The organism is Sphingomonas sp. RIT328, from assembly GCF_000632225.1.
GTDB lineage: Bacteria > Pseudomonadota > Alphaproteobacteria > Sphingomonadales > Sphingomonadaceae > Sphingomonas > Sphingomonas kyungheensis.
This window is the reverse complement of the sequence record NZ_JFYV01000045.1, coordinates 1-17,962: the sequence shown is the minus strand read 5'-3', so window position 1 is coordinate 17,962 and position 17,962 is coordinate 1. Positions and strand designations below refer to the sequence as shown.

Annotated in this window: 13 protein-coding genes; 9 read left to right on the top strand and 4 right to left on the bottom strand. The window is 68.9% G+C overall.

Annotated elements, in window-relative coordinates; all coding sequences use genetic code 11:
* Positions 1-4: 4 nt before the first annotated feature.
* The gene (locus tag BW41_RS15830) at positions 5-2,977 is read right to left on the bottom strand and encodes a TonB-dependent receptor domain-containing protein (RefSeq protein WP_051583547.1); all 2,973 of its coding nucleotides are present in this window, start codon (positions 2,975-2,977) and stop codon (positions 5-7) included.
* Between the two features lie 141 nt (positions 2,978-3,118).
* On the opposite strand from BW41_RS15830, the gene BW41_RS15825 reads away from it, so the two are divergent.
* The 3 genes from BW41_RS15825 to BW41_RS15815 are packed head-to-tail and all read left to right on the top strand — an operon-like array spanning position 3,119 to position 8,249.
* On the top strand, positions 3,119-5,479 hold the full coding sequence (locus tag BW41_RS15825; RefSeq protein WP_037535520.1) for a glycoside hydrolase family 127 protein: 2,361 nt from the start codon (positions 3,119-3,121) through the stop codon (positions 5,477-5,479).
* A gap of 17 nt (positions 5,480-5,496) precedes the next feature.
* Positions 5,497-6,498 (top strand): Ldh family oxidoreductase, encoded by a 1,002-nt coding sequence (locus BW41_RS15820; RefSeq protein ID WP_037535713.1) that lies wholly within the window; start codon positions 5,497-5,499, stop codon positions 6,496-6,498.
* Positions 6,495-8,249, top strand: coding sequence for a DUF885 domain-containing protein (locus BW41_RS15815; RefSeq protein ID WP_037535519.1), 1,755 nt, complete (start codon positions 6,495-6,497; stop codon positions 8,247-8,249). The genes BW41_RS15820 and BW41_RS15815 overlap by 4 nt, the downstream gene beginning before the upstream one ends.
* A gap of 56 nt (positions 8,250-8,305) precedes the next feature.
* Here the strand turns inward: BW41_RS15815 and BW41_RS15810 are convergent, their stop codons facing one another.
* Positions 8,306-9,484, bottom strand: coding sequence for a M24 family metallopeptidase (locus tag BW41_RS15810; RefSeq protein ID WP_037535517.1), 1,179 nt, complete (start codon positions 9,482-9,484; stop codon positions 8,306-8,308).
* On the bottom strand, positions 9,481-10,713 hold the full coding sequence (locus BW41_RS15805; RefSeq protein WP_037535711.1) for an NAD(P)/FAD-dependent oxidoreductase: 1,233 nt from the start codon (positions 10,711-10,713) through the stop codon (positions 9,481-9,483). Before BW41_RS15805 ends, BW41_RS15810 begins: the two co-directional genes overlap by 4 nt.
* Positions 10,714-10,782: 69 nt before the next feature.
* Between BW41_RS15805 and BW41_RS15800 the strand changes: the two genes are divergently transcribed.
* Genes BW41_RS15800 through BW41_RS15780 form a run of 5 tightly spaced genes read left to right on the top strand, consistent with a single transcriptional unit; the run spans position 10,783 to position 15,522 of the window.
* Positions 10,783-11,697 (top strand): dihydrodipicolinate synthase family protein, encoded by a 915-nt coding sequence (locus BW41_RS15800; RefSeq protein WP_037535515.1) that lies wholly within the window; start codon positions 10,783-10,785, stop codon positions 11,695-11,697.
* Between the two features lie 9 nt (positions 11,698-11,706).
* The gene (locus BW41_RS15795) at positions 11,707-12,705 is read left to right on the top strand and encodes a 4-hydroxyproline epimerase (RefSeq protein ID WP_037535513.1); all 999 of its coding nucleotides are present in this window, start codon (positions 11,707-11,709) and stop codon (positions 12,703-12,705) included.
* Between the two features lie 22 nt (positions 12,706-12,727).
* A complete protein-coding gene (locus BW41_RS15790; protein ID WP_037535511.1) occupies positions 12,728-13,375 on the top strand; it encodes a GntR family transcriptional regulator in 648 nt (215 codons plus the stop codon).
* Between the two features lie 31 nt (positions 13,376-13,406).
* Positions 13,407-14,813, top strand: a complete 1,407-nt coding sequence (locus BW41_RS15785; RefSeq protein ID WP_037535509.1) for an amino acid permease — start codon at positions 13,407-13,409, stop codon at positions 14,811-14,813.
* Positions 14,814-14,850: 37 nt separating this feature from the next.
* The gene (locus BW41_RS15780) at positions 14,851-15,522 is read left to right on the top strand and encodes a phosphatase PAP2 family protein (protein ID WP_051583545.1); all 672 of its coding nucleotides are present in this window, start codon (positions 14,851-14,853) and stop codon (positions 15,520-15,522) included.
* A 786-nt stretch (positions 15,523-16,308) separates the two neighbouring features.
* On the opposite strand, the gene galE is transcribed toward BW41_RS15780, so the two are convergent.
* On the bottom strand, positions 16,309-17,319 hold the full coding sequence (gene galE / locus BW41_RS15775; RefSeq protein WP_037535508.1) for a UDP-glucose 4-epimerase GalE: 1,011 nt from the start codon (positions 17,317-17,319) through the stop codon (positions 16,309-16,311).
* A 62-nt stretch (positions 17,320-17,381) separates the two neighbouring features.
* On the opposite strand from galE, the gene msrA reads away from it, so the two are divergent.
* A complete protein-coding gene (msrA, locus tag BW41_RS15770) occupies positions 17,382-17,918 on the top strand; it encodes a peptide-methionine (S)-S-oxide reductase MsrA (RefSeq protein WP_037535506.1) in 537 nt (178 codons plus the stop codon).
* Positions 17,919-17,962: the final 44 nt, after the last annotated feature.

Genomic DNA, 17,962 nt, shown 5'->3' with positions numbered 1-17,962 from the left:
CGTCCTAGAACCGTATGGTCGCGCCGGCGAAGATCCGCCGACCCAGCACATCATAGACGCCGGGATAGGTATTGCCGTTGCCGAAGAGATTGAGCACGCCCGACGCCAGCGCCGGCGGGCTCTTGTCGAGCAGATTGTTCGCGCCCAGCCGCAGCGACAGATTGTCGTTGATCGCGACCGCCGCGGTAAGATCGAAATAGCTGTAGGCGGGGATGCGCGCGTCGATCGGGTCGGCATCACCGGTCAGGAAGCTGTTGCTCGACGTCGACGACAGGCGGGTGGCGTCGAGGTAGCGCCAGTTGGCCGACAGGCTGACCGTGTCGTCGGGGCTCCAGGTGACGCGCAGATTGTGCCGCCAGGTCGGATTGGGCTGGCCGCACGAATAGCCGAACAGCCCCTTGCAGTCATAGGTGCCGCCGCCGGGCAGCGGCTGCGTGATCTGCTGGAGCAGATAGGTGCCGACGAAATCGGTGGCGATCTTGCCGAACTTGCCGAGGCGGATGACGACCGTCCCGGTGACGTCGAGGCCCGAGGTCTGCAGATAGCCGGTGTTGAGCGTCGTCGACACGACATAGCCGGTGCCGAAGATCGAGCCGGTCAGCGGGTCGCGATGGAACAGCCCGCAATAGAAGGGATTGCCGGTCGAGAAGCATTGGCCGATCGTCGTGTTGAGATCGATGCTGCCGATATAGTCCTCCACCTTGATGTGATAATAATCGAGCGAGACCGACAGGGTCCGGCCGCCGTTCGGCGCGAAGACGGCGCCGGCGGTATAGGTGTCGGCCTTTTCGGGCTTCAGGTTGCGGTTGCCGCCGAACTGGCCGGTGCACTGATCGGCCGGACATTCGATGACGAGGCGATTGTTGTACTGCGCCGCGGTGACGCCGGTGAGCTGGCACGCGGCGAGCGAGGCGGTCGGGGCCGCGCCGGCGCAGGGATCGGTGGCATTGGCATTGCCGAGCGACAGGTTGGAGAACAATTCGGTGATATTGGGGGCGCGGATCGCGCGGTTGTAGCTGGCGCGCAGGCGCAGCGGCTCGACCACCTGCCAGCTGAGTTCGCCCTTGTAGGTGAAGGCGTTGTAGCTCGACCGGAAGCCGGTGGAATCCTGCCGGTTCTTATAGGACGAGTAGCGGAAGCCGCCGTTGAGCGTCAGGCCGCGGATGAACGGCTTGTCCTGCACCAGCGGCAATTCGATTTCGCCGAAGCCTTCGTTGACCGCGATGATGCCGTCCGAATTCTGCGTGCCGGCCGCCAACGCCAGTTCGTCTCCGGTGAACAGCAAGGTCTCGCGACGGTGCTCGCCGCCGAGGACGATGCCGACGCCGTCATGCGCGAACGGACTGGTGATACCGAATTCGCCGAGATCGCCGGTGACGCTGCCCGAGATGACGCTGAGCGCATAGCGGCCCTGCGTCGACTTGGGGGCGTAGAGGTAATTGGCCGCGGCGCTGGTGATCGCATTGGCCTGGAAGACGTTGACCGGAACGCATGCCGTATCCGTTCCGTCGAGCACCGACTGGCAGACGGCACCGCCCTTGCCGTCGGGCACGGCGAGCAGCGCGCGCTGCGCCTTGGCGACGCTGACGTCGTTCAGATAGGTCTCGTCGTAATGCGCGACCGAGCGCAGTACGCTGGCGTCATAATGGAACCCGCTGCCGAGATCGCCGCGGACGCCGACCATCGACCGGAAATCCTCATGTTGCAGGCTGTCGCGCCGTGGCAGCGCGCCGGTGCCGCTGAGCCGGTAGCCGATCAGCGTGTTCTGCGTCGCCGCTGTGCCGGCGGCAGTGCCGCACAGCGTCTGCGCCTGGCTGGCGCTGAGCAGCGGGTTGTTGCAGGTGACCGTATAGGTCTGCCCGAAATAGAGCGCCGAGGGAGCGACCTGCGAGAAGCTCTTGTCCTTCATATACATGAAGCTGCCGTAGATTTCCGCGGCGGGGGCGATCTTGAGGTGCAGGAAGGCGCCGGCATTGTAGCGGTCGTCGGCGCGCTGGATATAGTTCAGCGGCGCGTAATTATAGGCATAGACGGAGCTGACATAGGGAACCCAGGTGCGGCTGCCGTCGATGCTGTTGGTCAGCTTCTGTCCCGCGGCCGGACCGGCGAGCGGGGTGAAGGTGCCATAAGGCGTGTTGCTCGACCCGCCGCAGGTGAAGGTGGTGGATGCGCTGTTGAGCGCACAGGCCGACACGTCGCGGGTCGATTGCAGCACCGGATCGGTATGGCGATAGCCCGCATAAGCGGTGATGTTGAGCCGCCCGTCGAGGAAGGTCTTGCCGACCGCGGCGTTGACGTCCTGCTTGCCGCCGTCGCGGACATGTTCGGGCGCGTTGCTATAGCCGCGCGCGCCGATGATCGAGCGCAGGAAGCTGTTGTCGTTGGTGTGATCGGCGACGCTCGACTGGACGTCGAGGCGGACGCCGTCGAGTTTGTCGCGCAGGATGAAATTGACCACGCCCGACAGCGCGTCGGAGCCGTAGACCGCGGAGGCGCCGCCGGTCGCGACGTCGATGCGCTCGACGACCGCCGAGGGGACGAAATTGATGTCGATCGCCTGGGTCGGCAGCATGCGCTGGCCGTTGATCAGCGTCAGCACGCGGCTCGCGCCAAGATTGCGGAGGTTGACGTTCGCAGTGCCGTCGGACCCGTTCGAGACGTTCTCGTTGGCGTCGGCGGTGAACTGCGGCAACCGGTTGAGGACGTTTTCGACATTGGTCGCGCCCTGCAGCGCGAGCTCCTGGGCGTTGACGGTGGTCAGCGGGCTGTTGCTGATCAGATCGGGGCGGCGGATGCGGGTGCCGGTCACCACCACCTCTTCGCTCGCCTCCGCATCGGGCTTGTCGGTCAGCGTCGCGGCGCCGGTATCGGCCTGCGGTACCGGGGCGATCTGCGCAGACGCCGCGTGGCTGACGAGCGCGCAGGCGAGCGCGGCAAGACCCGCGGACACACGTAATGCGGTAGGCAATTTAGTCATTCTGACGCCCCTTTCATCGCAACTTTCTGTCGCTGATTCGAGCAAGCGATACATGTCAATAATAAGGTATACAATATCCGTCTGGCGTCGCTGGCAAATTTCCTATATCCATCGTATACGATAAGTCGGAAGGAGCGGGCGATGGTGTCGCGGCGTGAGGTGATGATGGGGACCGCGGCACTGTCGTTCGCCGGCAGGACGTTCGCCGCGGCGATGCCGACCCCCATGGCGCAGGCCCGCCCTTTGCCGCTGGCCGCGATCCGCCTGCATCCGTCGGATCAGGCGACGGCGGTGGCGGTCAATCACCGCTATCTGCTGCGGCTCGACCCCGACCGGCTGTTGCACAACGTGCGGCTCTATGCGGGACTGCCACCGAAGGCGGCGATCTACGGCGGCTGGGAGAGCGATACGATCGCCGGCCATACGCTCGGCCATTATCTCAGCGCGCTGGCGCTCACCTGGCAGCAGACGCACGATGCCGAGCTGCACCGCCGCGCCGACTATATCGTCGGCGAGCTGGCGCTGGCACAGGCGACGCGCGGCACCGGCTATGTCGGCGCGCTCGGCCGCAAGACCAAGGACGGCACGATCGTCGATGGCGAAGTGATCTTCGCCGAGATCCGGCGTGGCGAGATCACCTCGGGCGGGTTCGATCTCAACGGCTCCTGGTCACCGCTGTACACCGTCCATAAGTGGCTCGCCGGGCTGCTCGACGTCCATCAGACCTGGGGGGATCCGCGCGCACTCGGCGTGGCGGAGGGGCTCGCCGGCTATATCGCCGGCGTCTTCGCGGCACTGACCCCGGCGCAGGTGCAGACGGTGCTCGGCTGCGAATATGGCGGCCTCAACGAAAGCTATGCCGAGCTCCATGCGCGCACCGGCGATGCCCGCTGGCTGCGCATGGCGCGGCTGATCCATGACGACACGGTGCTCGATCCGCTCGCGCGCGGAGAGGATCGGCTCGCCAACCTCCATGCCAATACGCAGGTGCCCAAGCTGATCGGCCTCGCCCGGCTGTACGAGGTGGCGGGCGATCCCGCCGCGGCGGCTGCGGCGCGCACCTTCTGGAACGCGGTGACCGCGCATCATTCCTATGTCATCGGCGGCAACGCCGACCGCGAATATTTCACCGCGCCGGACACCATCGCCGATCACATCACCGAACAGACGTGCGAACATTGCAACACGTACAACATGCTCAAGCTGACTCGGCAGCTATGGTCGTGGCAGCCGGACGGCGCCCTGTTCGATTATTACGAGCGTGCGCACCTCAATCATGTGCTTGCGCAGCAGGACCCGGCGACGGGTGGCTTCACCTATATGACGCCGCTGATGAGCGGCGTGGCGCGTGACTATTCGACCACCGCCGACGATGCCTTCTGGTGCTGCGTCGGATCGGGGATGGAGAGCCACGCGAAACATGGCGATTCCGTCTTCTGGGAGGGGACGGACGGCACCTTCTACGTCAACCTCTACACCGCCGCCGATGCCGACTGGGCGGCGCGCGGCGCGACCGTGTCGCTGGCGACGCGCTATCCGTTCGAGGGCGAAGCGACGCTGACCTTCGCCAAGCTGCGCGCCGGGCGCTTCCCGGTGGCGCTGCGCATCCCGGCCTGGGCGGGGGAGGGCGCGCGCGTCACCGTCAACGGCGCCGCGGTAACGCCCGTCCGCGCCCGCGGCTATGCGATCGTGACGCGGCACTGGCGCGCGGGCGACCGGATCGCGATCGAACTCCCGCTCGCCCTGCGGCTCGAGCCGGCGCCGGGCGATCCGCGCACCGTCGCGCTGGTGCGAGGGCCGCTTGTGCTTGCCGCCGACCTCGGCCCGGCGACGACGCCGTGGGCGCAGGCGGACCCGGCGTTGGTCGGCAGCGATCTGCTCGCCGGCATCGTCGCCACCGATGCTACGGCGGCGCGCTACGCGACGCGCGGCATTTTGCGACCGGGGGACCGCGACATCGTCCCCTTCTACCGCCAATATCGTCGCCGCAGCGCCGTCTATTTCCGGCGCTTCGACGATGCCGAATGGCGGCGCGAGGAGGCGGCGTTCACCGCCGAACAGGCGCGGCTGCGCGATATCGCCGCACGGTCGGTCGACGTCATGCACCTTGGCGAGATGCAGCCCGAGCGCGACCACGGCCTGACCAGCGAACTCTCCTATCCGCTCACCTACCGCGGCCGGGCGGGGCGCGATGCCCGCTCGGGCGGCTGGTTCGAATGCACGATGGCGGTGCGGCCGGGGCCGCTGCTGCTCCAGGCGACTTATTGGGGCGACGAACGGCCGCGCGACTTCGACCTGCTCGTCGACAATGTCAGGGTGGCGACACAGCATCTCGCCAACGATCATCCGGGGCGCTTCTTCGACGTCGTCTATCCGCTTCCCGAACCGCTGACCCGCGGCAAGAGCAAGGTCCGCATCCGCGTCGTGCCGCATAACGGCAGCAGTGCGGGGCCGGTATTCGGCCTGCGCATCTACACCGCCAAGCCGGGAGAGACGCTGTGACCGACTCCGGAATCACGATGACGCTCGCCGCGCTGCGCGCGCTGGCGCAGGCGAAGCTCAAGGCGGTCGGTCTCGCCGCGGATCATGCCGACGCGGTGGCGGAGACGATGGTCGCGGGCGAACGCGACGGCTGTGCCAGCCACGGCATCTACCGCCTGCTCGTCGCCGCGGCGAGCGTGCGCGCCGGCGTCGTCGTGCCCGACGCGCGGCCGGTGGTCAGCCGTCCGGGCAAGGCGCTGGTCCGCGTCGACGGTGGCGGCGGTTTCGCGCAGCTCGCCTTCGCACACGGGCTGCCGGTGCTGGTCGAGGCGGCGCGCACGCATGGTATCGCCGCGCTGGCGCTCAACCATGTCGTGCATTTCGCGGCGCTGTGGCCGGAGGTCGAGGCGCTGGCGGAACAGGGGCTCGTCGCGCTTGCGGTCACGCCGTCGCACGCCTGGGTGGCGCCGGCGGGCGGCACCAAGCCGGTGTTCGGCACCAACCCGATCGCCTTCGGCTGGCCGCGACCGGGGCAGGCGCCGTTCGTCTTCGACTTCGCGACCAGCGTCGTCGCGCGTGGCGAAATCGAATTGCACCGCCGCGCCGGGCTGCCGGTACCGGAGGATTGGGGCTATGACGCCGAGGGTGCGCCGACCACCGATGCCAAGGCGGTGCTGGACGGCGCGATGCGCACCTTCGGCGGCCACAAGGGGTCGGCGCTGGCGGCGATGGTCGAGCTGCTCGCCGGACCTCTGATCGGCGATATGACCAGCCGCGAATCGCTGGCGCGCGACGGCGGCCGCGGCGGTTCGCCGATCGGCGGCGAGCTGATCGTCGCGATCGATCCCGCCGGCTTCCTCGGCGAGGAGACCGCGGCGCATCTCGCCCGGGCCGAGGCGATGTTCGCCGCGATCGAGGCGCAGGGCGCGCGTCTGCCCTCGGCGCGCCGCTATGCCGCCCGGGCGCGCAGCCTGGCCGAGGGGGTGGTGGTGCCCGCGGCGCTTCATGCCGAGATCATGGCGATCGGGGGGGCGGCATGACGGTGGCGCTGATCCTCGCCGCGGCGCTGCTCATCGCGCCTGCCCCGGCCCCAGCAGCGCCCGCCGGGAACGCAGATGCCCGGCTACGCGCGCTCTACACCGGGGAATATAATTGGCGGAAACTGCAACAGCCGCCGAGCGAGGACGATGACAAGGACAGCGTTCGCGGCCTCCCCGACGTCGGCCCGGCGGCGCAGGCGGCCAAACTCGCCCGCTGGACGCAGACGGCGGCGGCGCTCGCGGCGATCCGGCGTGACGATCTGTCGCCGGCGGCGCGGCTCGACTATGGTGTCTATGCCGCGCAGATCCGCGCCTTGCTCGCCGAGCAGCGCTTCCGTGACTATGAGAAGCCGCTCACCTCCGACTCGAGCTTCTGGAGCGATCTTGCCGATCAGGCGCGTGAGCCTTTTTCGCGGCCGGCGGATTACACGCGCTATCTGGCGATGCTGCGCGACGTGCCGCGCTACTTTGACCAGAATATCGCCAATATGCGCGCCGGACTGGCGCGCGGCTTCACGCCGCCGCGGGTGACGCTGACCGGCCGCGACATCGGCGTCGCGCAGGTCGTGACGGCGGGCGCCGGCGAGGGATCGCCCTTCTTCACGCCGTTCCGGACGATGCCGGCGACCATGCCCGCGGCGCAGCAGGCGGCGTTGCGGGCCGAGGCGTTGAAGGTGATCCGCGACGCGGTGGTGCCGGCGCACCAGCGCCTGCTCGCGTTCCTGCGCGACGATTACATTCCCCGTGCGCGCATCGGGCTCGCCGCCTACGACCTGCCGGACGGCAAGGCCTATTATCAGTCGAAGGTCGCCGAATATACGACGCTCGGCCAGACGCCCGAGCAGGTCCACGCGATCGGCCTTGCCGAGGTGGCGCGCATCCGGGCGCGGATGCAGCAGGTGATGACGACGGTCGGCTTCACCGGTGATCTGCCGGCCTTCCTTGCGATGCTGCGCCATGATCCGCGCTTCTATGCCAAGACGCCGCAAGCGTTGCTCGATCGCGCCGCGTGGATCGCCAAGACGTTCGACGGCAAGGCGGCGCGCTATTTCGGGCGGCTGCCGCGCGCCCGCTTCGCGATCAAGCCGGTGCCGGCCGATCTGGCGCCTTTCTATACCAGCGGTCGCGGCGGGCCGGGTGTCTATCTGGTCAATACCTACGACCTGCCGTCGCGCGCGCTCTACGCGTTGCCGGCGCTGACGCTGCACGAAAGCGCGCCCGGCCATGCCTTCCAGATGCCGCTGGCGGCGGAGAACCATGACCTGCCCGCCTTCCGCCGCGACACCTATCTGTCCGTCTATGGCGAGGGCTGGGCGCTCTATTGCGAGGCGCTGGGCGAGGAGATGGGGATGTATGAGACCCCCTATGACCTGTTCGGCATGCTGAGCTACCAGTCGTGGCGCGCCGCGCGGCTGGTCGTCGATACCGGTATCCACGCGATGGGCTGGAGCCGCGAGCGGGCGCAGGCCTATCTGCGCGACAATACCGCACTCGCCGACCATGAGATCGAGACCGAGGTCGATCGCTACATCGCCTGGCCGGGGCAGGCGCTGAGCTATTATACCGGCGAACTGGCGATCCAGGCGGCGCGGCGGCGGGCGGAGACGGCGCTCGGTCCGCGCTTCAACATCCGGGCCTTCCACGACACGGTGCTGGCGCTCGGGTCGGTGCCGATGCCCGAACTCGACCGGCGGATCGACGCGTTCATCGCGGCCGGCGGCAAGGGGCCGTATCCCGACGAGGAGAAATAAGAGCCGTCGAACGGCTGGCGTGATCCTGCCCGGCGTTGCAGGATCACGCCGTCATCTCAATCGAACGGGCGGTCGATCGACGGCTGCGGTTCGGTGAACCACGCCGCACCGTCGGCGGTGACGTGGAAATGATCCTCCAGGCGGATGCCGTAGCGGTCGGGCACGACGATCATCGGCTCGTTGGAGAAGCACATGCCGGGTGCCAGCGGCGTGGTATCGCCGCGGACCAGATAGGCGGGTTCGTGGATCGACAGGCCGATGCCGTGGCCGGTGCGATGCGGCAGCCCGGGCAGGCGATAGTCGGGTCCGAGCCCCGCTCCCTCCAGCACGCGCCGCGCCGCCGCGTCGACCGCCTCGCATGGCACGCCGGGCCGCACGGCGGCGAAGGCCGCGGCCTGCGCCTCCTTCTCCAGCGCCCAGGTCGCGCGGATATCGTCGTCGACGCGGCCGAAGGCATAGGTGCGGGTGATGTCCGACTGATAGCCGTGGATCGCGCAGCCGGTGTCGACCAGCACCAATTGGTCTTCGGCGAGCAGCTGATCGCCGGGCAGGCCATGCGGAAAGGCGGTGGCGGTGCCGAATTGCACCGCACAGAAGGTCGATCCCGGCGCGCCGAGCGCGCGATGCGCGTCGTCGATGAAGCGCTTCACTTCGCTGGCCCGGATGCCGGGGGCGAGGATGCGCGCGGCGCGGCGCTGGACTTCGAGCGTCATCGCCTTGGCCTGGGCCATCAGCGCGAGCTCGGCGGGCGATTTGATCATCCGCAACGCATCGATGATCGTCGCCCCGTCCTGAAGCACGAGCCGGGTGCCGAGCCGCCGCGCCGCCGCATACGGCAACAGCGGGTCGAGCGCGAGCGTCGCGCCCGCCGGCAAGGCCTGGACGACCAGCGCGTGCGGATCCTCATCCTCTTCCCACAGCCGCAGATCGGCGGCGATCTCGAGCTCGGCGAGCAGCGAGCCGCGTTCGAACGCCGGGCAGATCACGATCGGTTCGCCGTCGACCGGCAGCAGCAGCGCGACCAGCCGCTCGGTCGGCGACCAGCCGACGCCGGTGAAGTAGCGCAGCGAGGCGCCGGCGGTGACGAGCAGCGCATCGGCGCCCTGTTCGGCGGTCAGCGCGCGGGCGCGGGCAAGTCGATCGCTGCGCTCGCCCGCCCCGATCACCGGCGCGGGATCGGACCAGACAGAAAGGGTGGCGAGCTCCGCCGCTGCGGTCGATCCGCCGATGGTCATCGTCTTGCTCCGAAACGTTCGAGGGAAAAGGGCGCGCAATCGACCGGCGCGGGGCGATCCGCGATCAGCGCGGCGACGATCTCGCCCGTCGTCGCGGCGAGCGTCAAGCCGAGATGCTGGTGGCCGAAGGCGTAGACCAGATTGGCGACGCGCTTCGAACGGCCGATCGCCGGCAGATAATCGGGCAGGGTCGGGCGGGCGCCCATCCAGCGGCTGAACGGCGGTGCCATCGCCAGCCCGAGCGCCCGGACCTGCGCTTCGAGCCGCTGCCATTTGCGCGGATCGGGCGGCGCGGCGGCATTGCCGAATTCGACGAAGCCCGACGCCTGGACGCGATCGGCGTAGCGGGTGACGATCATCGAGCGTTCCTCGAAGACGATCGGCGGACAATCGGCGGGCCAGTGATCGGCGGCGGCACGGATATGATAGCCGCGCTCGGCGATCAGCGGTGCCGGCTCGCCGGCGGCGGCGAGCAGCGGCGCGCTGCCGATCCCCGCCGCGACCAGCACCAGGTCGGCGTCATGGCCGACGATCGTCGCCCGGCCATCACGGACGGCGACGTTCGCGGCGGCGCGGACGATCCGTCCGCCGGCGCTTTCGAGCGCGGCTTCGAGCGCATCGGCGAGCGTGGAGAGGTCGGCGATCTGGCCGCTGCCGGTGAAGCGGACCGCGCCTGCGATCGGCACCGCGCAGACCGCGGCGATGCGGGTGCGGTCTTCGGCACCGGCGTCGGCGACCGTCACCGCTCCGGTTTCGGCCCGTCGCCACGCCGCGGCGCCGGCCTGCGCCGCGCGCGCATCGCACCAGGCGACGAGATGCCCGTCCTCGCGCAGCAGGCCGTGCGTGTCGAGCGAGGCGGCGAGCCGTCGCCATGCCGGCATCGCGGTGGCGAGCAGGCTGCCGAGCGCCGCGCTGCCGTGGCGGAAGCGCGACGGGCGGCTCGCGGCGAGATAGCGCGGCAGGAAGGCGACCCAGTCGCGCGCCATCGCCGGCGGCAGGTCGAGCGCGCCGCCCGCCGCGAAACGCCGCCGCCACGCGCTGCGCACCGAGGCGGGCGAGGCGAGCGGCTCGACCTGCTCGATCGCGATATGGCCGGCGTTGTTCCACGACGGCGCTTGTCGCGAATCATCATGATCGAACACGGTGACGCGATGACCGTCGCGGGCGAGCCGCACCGCGCTCGCCAGCCCCACCACGCCCCCGCCGATCACCGCGACTTGTCGTTGCATCATCTTGTCCTTGCCGCGCTCCGCAACTTTGGTATACGATATTCCACGAATGATAAAGGACGCTGTTAGATGACGATCGGGTGGAAAGGGGTCTTCCCCGCGGTGACGACTCAGGTGCGCGAGGACCTTTCGATCGATCTGGCCGATACGCAGCGCGTCGTCGACGATCTCGTCAAGGACGGCGTGACCGGGGTGATCGCGCTGGGTACCGTCGGAGAGAATAACTCGCTCGATTTCGACGAGAAGGTGACGACGCTGAGCGCGATCGTCGAAGCGGTGGCGGGGCGCGTTCCGGTGGTCACCGGCGTGTCGGAATACGACACCCGCCGCGCCGTCCGTTACGCGCAGGCCGCCGAGAAGGCGGGGGCGGACGGGCTGATGCTGCTGCCGCCGATGGTCTATGTTCCCAAGCCGCATGAGCTGGTGAACCATTTCAAGGGCGTCGCCGACCAGACCGGCCTGCCGATCATGCTCTACAACAATCCGCCCGCCTATCGGACGGTGATCGACCAAGCGGTGCTGAGCGCCCTCGTGCCGGTCAAGAACATCGTCGCGGTCAAGGAAAGCGCGCCCGACACGCGGCGTTTCACCGACTTCCGCAACGCATTCGGCGACCGCTACGTGCTGTTCGCCGGGCTCGACGACGTCGCGCTCGAAGGCTTGTATCTCGGTGCGCAGGGCTGGGTGTCCGGCCTGACCAACGCCTTTCCGCGCGAATCGGTCGAGCTGGTGCGCGCGTTCGAGCGCGGCGATCATGCCAAGGCGATGGAAATCTATCGCTGGTTCATGCCGCTGCTCCACCTCGATGCCGAACATGATCTGGTCCAGTCGATCAAGCTTGCCGAGCAGGTGATGGGCCGCGGGTCGGAGCGCGTGCTGCCGCCGCGTTACGTGCTGGAAGGCGCGCGCCGGGCCGAGGTGATCGCGATGGTCGAACAGGCGGCGGCGACGCGGCCGTCGCTCGACGTCGCCGCGGCGGCCTGAGCCGGAGCGGTGCGCCACACCTTCTTTTGCATCGACGGCCACACCGCGGGCAATCCCGTCCGCCTCGTCGCCGGCGGTGCACCGCTGCTGCGCGGGCAGTCGATGTCGGAGCGGCGCCAGGATTTCCTGGCGCGCTTCGACTGGATCCGCACCGGCCTGTGCTTCGAACCGCGCGGGCACGACATGATGTCGGGCGGCTTCCTCTATCCGCCGACGCTGCCCGACGCCGATATCGGCATCCTGTTCATCGAGACGAGCGGCTGCCTGCCGATGTGTGGTCACGGCACGATCGGCATCGTCACCTTCGGGCTCGAACACGGGCTGATCCAGCCGGCGACGCCGGGGCGACTGCGCGTCGAGGTGCCCGCCGGGGTGATCGACATCGCCTATGAGACGGCGGGCGAGAAGGTGACCGCGGTGCGCATCACCAACGTGCCCTCCTATGTCGCGGCGCAGGGCATCAAGATCGATGTCGAGGGGATCGGGCCGCTGTCGATCGACGTCGCCTATGGCGGCAATTATTATGCGATCGTCGAGCCGCAGGGGGGCTATGCCGGGCTCGATGACCTCGGCGCCGACCGGATCATCGCGCTCAGCCGGCGGGTGCGCGCGGCGGTGCGGGAGGCGTTCGAGCCGGTCCATCCGCTCGATCCGACGATCCGCGGCGTCAGCCACGTGCTGTGGGCGGACGCACCGCGCGGCGCGGGCGCCGACGGGCGCAACGCGGTCTTCTACGGCGACAAGGCGATCGACCGGTCGCCGTGCGGCACCGGCACCTCGGCGCGGCTCGCGCATCTCCATGCCGGCGGCCGGCTCGCCGTCGGGGACCGGTTCGTCCACGAAAGCTATATCGGCAGCCGCTTTACCGGGCGGGTCGAGGCAGAGACGCGGCTCGGCGACACGCCGGCGATCATCCCGTCGATCGAGGGGTCGGCGATCGCCACCGGCTTCAACACGATCTGGATCGACCGCGCCGACACCTTCTGGGCAGGTTTCCAGGTGACATGATCGCGCTGCCGCCGGCGCCGCGATGAGCATCGTCATCCGCACCCTGTCCGAACGCGTGTTCGAGATCATCCGCGAACGGATCATCACCGGCGAGCTGCCGACCGAGACGCCGCTGCGTCAGGACGCGCTCGCCGCCGAGCTGGGCGTCAGCAAGATCCCGCTGCGCGAGGCGCTCGGCCGGTTGCAGCAGGAAGGGCTGCTGACCAGCCAGGCCAATCGCGGCTATATGGTGCGCGCCCTCTGCGCCGGGCAGGCGGAGGAGATCTACGCGCTGCGCCTCGCGATCGAACCCGCCGCCGCGGCCTATGCCGCGCAGGTCGCCGGACCGCCGGGGCGCGACGCGGCGGTGCAGGCGTTCGAGCGGCTCGATTGCGCCGCGGGCAGCAACCTCGCCGCGGTGGCGATCCGCAACCGCGAGTTCCACGTCGCGCTGGTGCGACCGGGCGACCGGCTGCTCACCACGCAACTGGTCGAGCGGCTGTCGATCCTCGCCGAACGCTATGTCGTCGCGCATCTCGCCCCCGCCGGGCGCGACGCGCGCGCGCATCAGGAGCATCGCGCGCTGCTCGATGCGTTCCTGGCCCGCGACGGCGCGCGGCTCGAAGCCCTGCTCGCCGCGCATATCGGCGCGACGCTCGCCGACCTGCGGGAGCAATTCGGCGCCAGCTAGGTGCCATCATCATAACAGGAGAGGATCGCTCATGCTCGGCCCGCGCAAATCCCTCGACGCCGTCGTCCGCCAGCAGGCGGGGCAGGCGCTCGCCAAGACGCTGTCGTGGCCGCATCTCATCGCACTGGGGGTGGGGGCGATCGTCGGCACCGGCATCTATACGCTGACCGGCGTCGGGGCGGAGCGCGCGGGACCCGCGGTGATCCTCGCCTTTGCGATCGCCGGTGCGGTCTGCGCCTGCGCCGCGCTCGCTTATGCCGAGCTGGCGACGATGATCCCCGCGGCGGGCAGCGCCTATACGTTCAGCTATGCCGCGCTCGGCGAGACGGTGGCCTGGGTGGTCGGATGGAGCCTGATCCTCGAATATTCGCTCGCCTGTTCGACCGTCGCGGTCGGCTGGGCGGGCTATCTGGTCGGCTGGATCGAATCGGCGAGAGTGCACCTTCCCGCGCTCCTCCTCGCCGGGCCGCATGGCGGCGGGCTGATCAACCTGCCCGCGGTGCTGGTCGCGCTCGGCGTGATGGGGCTGCTGCTGCTCGGCACGCGCGAGAGCGCGACGCTCAACATCCTGCTGGTGGTGATCAAGCTGGTCGCGCTGGCGGTGTTCGTCGGCTTCGCGCTGCCCGCGTTCAACGCCGATCACCTCCACCCGTTCATGCCCTATGGCTTCGCCTCGGTGGAGAGCGGCGGCCCCAAGCGCGGGGTGATGGCGGCCGCCGCGATCGTCTTCTTCGCCTTCTACGGGTTCGACGCGGTCGCGACCTCCGCCGAGGAGGCGAAGAACCCGGGGCGGGACCTGACGATCGGCATCGTCGGGTCGATGCTCGCGTGCACGCTGATCTATATGGCGGTCGCGGTCGCCGCGGTCGGGGCGCTGCCGTTCACCGCGCTCGCCCATTCGAGCGAGCCGCTGGCGCTGGTGCTGCGCTCGCTCGACCGGCCGTTCGCCGCCCATCTGATCGCGCTCGCCGCGGTAATCGCGCTGCCGTCGGTGATCCTGGTGATGATGTACGGGCAGAGCCGCATCTTCTTCGTCATGGCGCGTGACGGCCTGCTGCCCCGCAGTCTCGCGACGCTCAGCCCGCGGACCGGCGCGCCGGCGCGGATCACGCTGCTGACCGGCGTGTCGATCGCGCTGGTCGCGGGGTTCTTCCGCCTCGACGAGATCGCCGAGCTCGCCAATGCCGGCACCCTGCTCGCCTTCATCGCGGTGGCGGCGTGCATGATGGTGCTGCGGCGGACCGCGCCGGCGCAGCCGCGGCTGTTCCGCTGCCCGGCGCCGTTCGTCGTCGGCAGTCTGGCGGTGCTCGGCTGCGTCTATCTGCTCGTCAGCCTGCCGCAGGCGACGCTGGTCCGCTTCCTCGGCTGGAATGCGATCGGCCTGCTCGTCTATCTCGGCTACGGCCGCCGCCACGGGCTTGCCGCCGCCACCGCTTGACGGCACCGCGCGCGCGATCGCACGTTCGGGTCGGTCTATGACCGATCCTCATCCTTCGGGCGGCCGCCGCCTGCCGCCGCTGCTCGCCGGTCTTGCGCTGATCGCGGTCGGGCTGCTGATCCTGCTGATCGGCGCCTTCGCCACCAGCCGCTATCCCTTCGCCTTCGATCGCGCGATCATCGTCGGCGCGCGCGCCTGGCATGGCCCGGCCTGGCTGCCCAAGGTGGCGGGCGACATCACCGCGCTCGGCGGCGGCGTGGTGCTGACGGTGATCGTCGTGATCGTCGCGGGCTTCCTGCTGATCCAGCGGCTGTGGCTGACCGCGCTCGCCACCGCGCTCGCCAGCCTGACCGGCGGCTGGGTGGTCGACGCGGTCAAGGGCGTGGTGCTGCGCGCGCGCCCCGATCTGGTGCCGCATCTGGTCGATGCGAGCGGCTACAGCTTCCCGAGCGGCCATGCGACGTCGAGCGCGGTGGTCTATCTGACGCTGGCGTCGCTCGCCGGGCAGGTGACGCCGGACCGCGCCGCGCGCCGCTATCTGCTCGCCGTCGCGGTGCTGCTGGTCGGCGCGATCGGGTGCAGCCGCGTCTATCTCGGCGTCCACTGGCCGAGCGACGTGATCGCGGGGTGGAGCTTTGGCACCTTGTGGGCGCTCGGCTGGTGGACCGCGACGGCGAAGGCACGGGTGGCGATCGGCGGCGAGCGGTGACTGTGGCCGGATTGGGGCAACATGGACAAGGTGAACACCTCGATGGAAACGATCCGGGGTGATCGTTTCCGTTTCTTTGGCTTCGACGATGAGACAGAGCGGGTGTTGCGGCCGTGTCGCTACCGGATACCGGCGGGGTAGGACAGGGGGGTGTGGTTCCGGTTTGTTGTGCGGGGCTTGTGGTGGGGGTGGTCCTATTCGGGGTCGGGATCGTGCTGTCTTTGCCGGTGCGGCAGGTGGAACGGGTGTTTGGGGTCGCGCGGAGGCGCGGAGGACGCAGAGATGGTGCGCGGGAGGGGGTTTGGGTGCGCTGTCTCGACGCGGTTGTTAGGTCTTTGTCGCAGATGATCACGGCTCCAGCGACGCCGGGAGGCAGTCAATTTTCTGAGCCGCAAGCGGTTGTTCTGCTTGGCCACTGGATTTCCGCCTTCGCGGGAATACTGGTGCTTTGGATGGTCGGAGTGACTATTCCGAAGGATCTGTCTTCAAACGTCCGGGGTGGCCAGCACCTTGCCTCCTCACGAACCACCCCGGCGGAGGCCGGGGTCTAGTTGGGTGAAGCTTCGTGATAACTTACCGGCTTGCCCAACTGGGCCCCGGCCTTCGCCGGGGCGGTGAGGAGGCTTGTGTAAAGGGCTGCCTGTCGGGACGGGCCGCGGCGGACGCAGGCGCGACATCTCCGCGCCTCTGCGTCCTCCGCGCCTCCGCGCGAACCAAACTCCGACCGAGCCGATTTGCGCGCGAACCACTCGCCGCCCGCAACCGCCCCGAGCCGTAGCGGGCGTCTTACCCCCGTTCGGCCAGCTTGCGTTCCCAGGCCAATGCGTCCTTGACGATCGTCTCCAGATCGTCGCGCTCGGGCCGCCACGGCAGCGCGGCAAGGATCGCGGCGTTGTCGGCGACGAGCGCGGCGGGGTCGCCGGCGCGGCGGCCTTCGTAGCGGCGCTCGATCGTCATGTTGGTGACGCGGTCGACCGCATCGAGCACCTCGTTGACCGAGAAGCCGCGGTTATAGCCGGCGTTGAGCGTGTGGCTCTTGCTCGGCTCGGCGACGAGCAGTTCGAGCGCCGAGACATGCGCCGCGGCCAGATCGCTGACATGGATATAGTCGCGCACGCCGGTGCCGTCGGGCGTGTCGAAATCGGTGCCGAACACCGACACCGCGGCGCGCTTGCCGGTCGCCGCCTCGACCGCGATCTTGATGAGGTGCGTCGCGCCGACCGTCGACTGGCCGCTACGCCCCTGCGGATCGGCCCCGGCGACGTTGAAATAGCGCAAGGCGCAATAGTTGATCGGATGCGCCGCGGCGACGTCGCGCAGCATCGCCTCGGTCATCAGCTTCGACATGCCATAGGGGTTGATCGGCACGGTCGGGTCGTTCTCCTGCACCGGCACCTTGACCGGCGTGCCATAGGTCGCCGCGGTCGAGGAGAAGATGAAGTGCGGCACACCCTCGACCACCGCGCTTTCGAGCAGGCTGCGCGTCGCGGCGGTGTTGTTGCGATAATATTTGAGCGGGTCGCTGACCGATTCGGGCACCACCACCGATCCGGCGAAGTGCATGATCGCGCGCACTTGATGATCGCGGATCGTGGCGCGGACGACCGCCTCGTCCTCGATCGCCGCGGTGACCAGGGTGGCGCGCGGATCGACCGCCCAGTCGAAGCCGGTGACGAGATTGTCGACGACGACGACCTCATAGCCCGCGTCGAGCAGCGCCAGCACCGCGTGGCTGCCGATATAGCCGGCGCCGCCGGTCACCATCACCTTGCCGTTCAACCCGTTCTGCAACGCCATCGTCTGTCTCCCGTCTTCCGCGCGCCCTACCGCGTTCCTACATCGGCGCAAAGGAGACTGTGATGACAGACTATGTGACGCTGGCCGGCGGCTGCTTCTGGTGTACCGAGGCGGTGTTCAAGGACGTGATCGGCGTCGAGAGCGTCGAGAGCGGCTATATCGGCGGGTCGGTGCCCGATCCGACCTATCGCCAGGTGTGCGGCGGCGACACCGGCCATGCCGAGGCGATCCGCATCGGCTATGATCCGGCGCAATTGCAGCTCGGCGACCTGCTCGACATCTTCTTCGCGACGCACGATCCGACGCAGCTCAACCGTCAGGGCAATGACGTCGGCACGCAATATCGTTCGGCGATGTTCCCGGCGGACGAGACGCAGGAGAGCGAGATGCGTGCCGCGATCGAGCGCGCGCAGGCGGACTCGGCCAAGCCGATCGTCACCACGATCGAGCCGATGTCGACCTGGTATCCGGCGGAGGATTACCACCAGGATTATTGGGAGACCTCGGGCCGGTCGAACCCCTATTGCATGGCGGTGATCCCGCCGAAGTTGCAGAAGCTGCGCAAGAGCTTCGCGGCGCGGGCGAAGGCGGCGGCGTAAATCTCCTCCCCGGGGCGGGGAGGGGGCGCCGCGCAGCGGTGACG

Bases quoted from the DNA above. Each gene is read 5' to 3' on its own strand.
- BW41_RS15830 (WP_051583547.1), bottom strand. From the start codon at position 2,977: ATGACTAAATTGCCTACCGCATTACGTGTGTCCGCGGGTCTTGCCGCG.
- BW41_RS15825 (WP_037535520.1), top strand. From the start codon at position 3,119: ATGGTGTCGCGGCGTGAGGTGATGATGGGGACCGCGGCACTGTCGTTC.
- BW41_RS15820 (WP_037535713.1), top strand. From the start codon at position 5,497: ATGACGCTCGCCGCGCTGCGCGCGCTGGCGCAGGCGAAGCTCAAGGCG.
- BW41_RS15815 (WP_037535519.1), top strand. From the start codon at position 6,495: ATGACGGTGGCGCTGATCCTCGCCGCGGCGCTGCTCATCGCGCCTGCC.
- BW41_RS15810 (WP_037535517.1), bottom strand. From the start codon at position 9,484: ATGACCATCGGCGGATCGACCGCAGCGGCGGAGCTCGCCACCCTTTCT.
- BW41_RS15805 (WP_037535711.1), bottom strand. From the start codon at position 10,713: ATGCAACGACAAGTCGCGGTGATCGGCGGGGGCGTGGTGGGGCTGGCG.
- BW41_RS15800 (WP_037535515.1), top strand. From the start codon at position 10,783: ATGACGATCGGGTGGAAAGGGGTCTTCCCCGCGGTGACGACTCAGGTG.
- BW41_RS15790 (WP_037535511.1), top strand. From the start codon at position 12,728: ATGAGCATCGTCATCCGCACCCTGTCCGAACGCGTGTTCGAGATCATC.
- BW41_RS15785 (WP_037535509.1), top strand. From the start codon at position 13,407: ATGCTCGGCCCGCGCAAATCCCTCGACGCCGTCGTCCGCCAGCAGGCG.
- BW41_RS15780 (WP_051583545.1), top strand. From the start codon at position 14,851: ATGACCGATCCTCATCCTTCGGGCGGCCGCCGCCTGCCGCCGCTGCTC.
- galE (WP_037535508.1), bottom strand. From the start codon at position 17,319: ATGGCGTTGCAGAACGGGTTGAACGGCAAGGTGATGGTGACCGGCGGC.
- msrA (WP_037535506.1), top strand. From the start codon at position 17,382: ATGACAGACTATGTGACGCTGGCCGGCGGCTGCTTCTGGTGTACCGAG.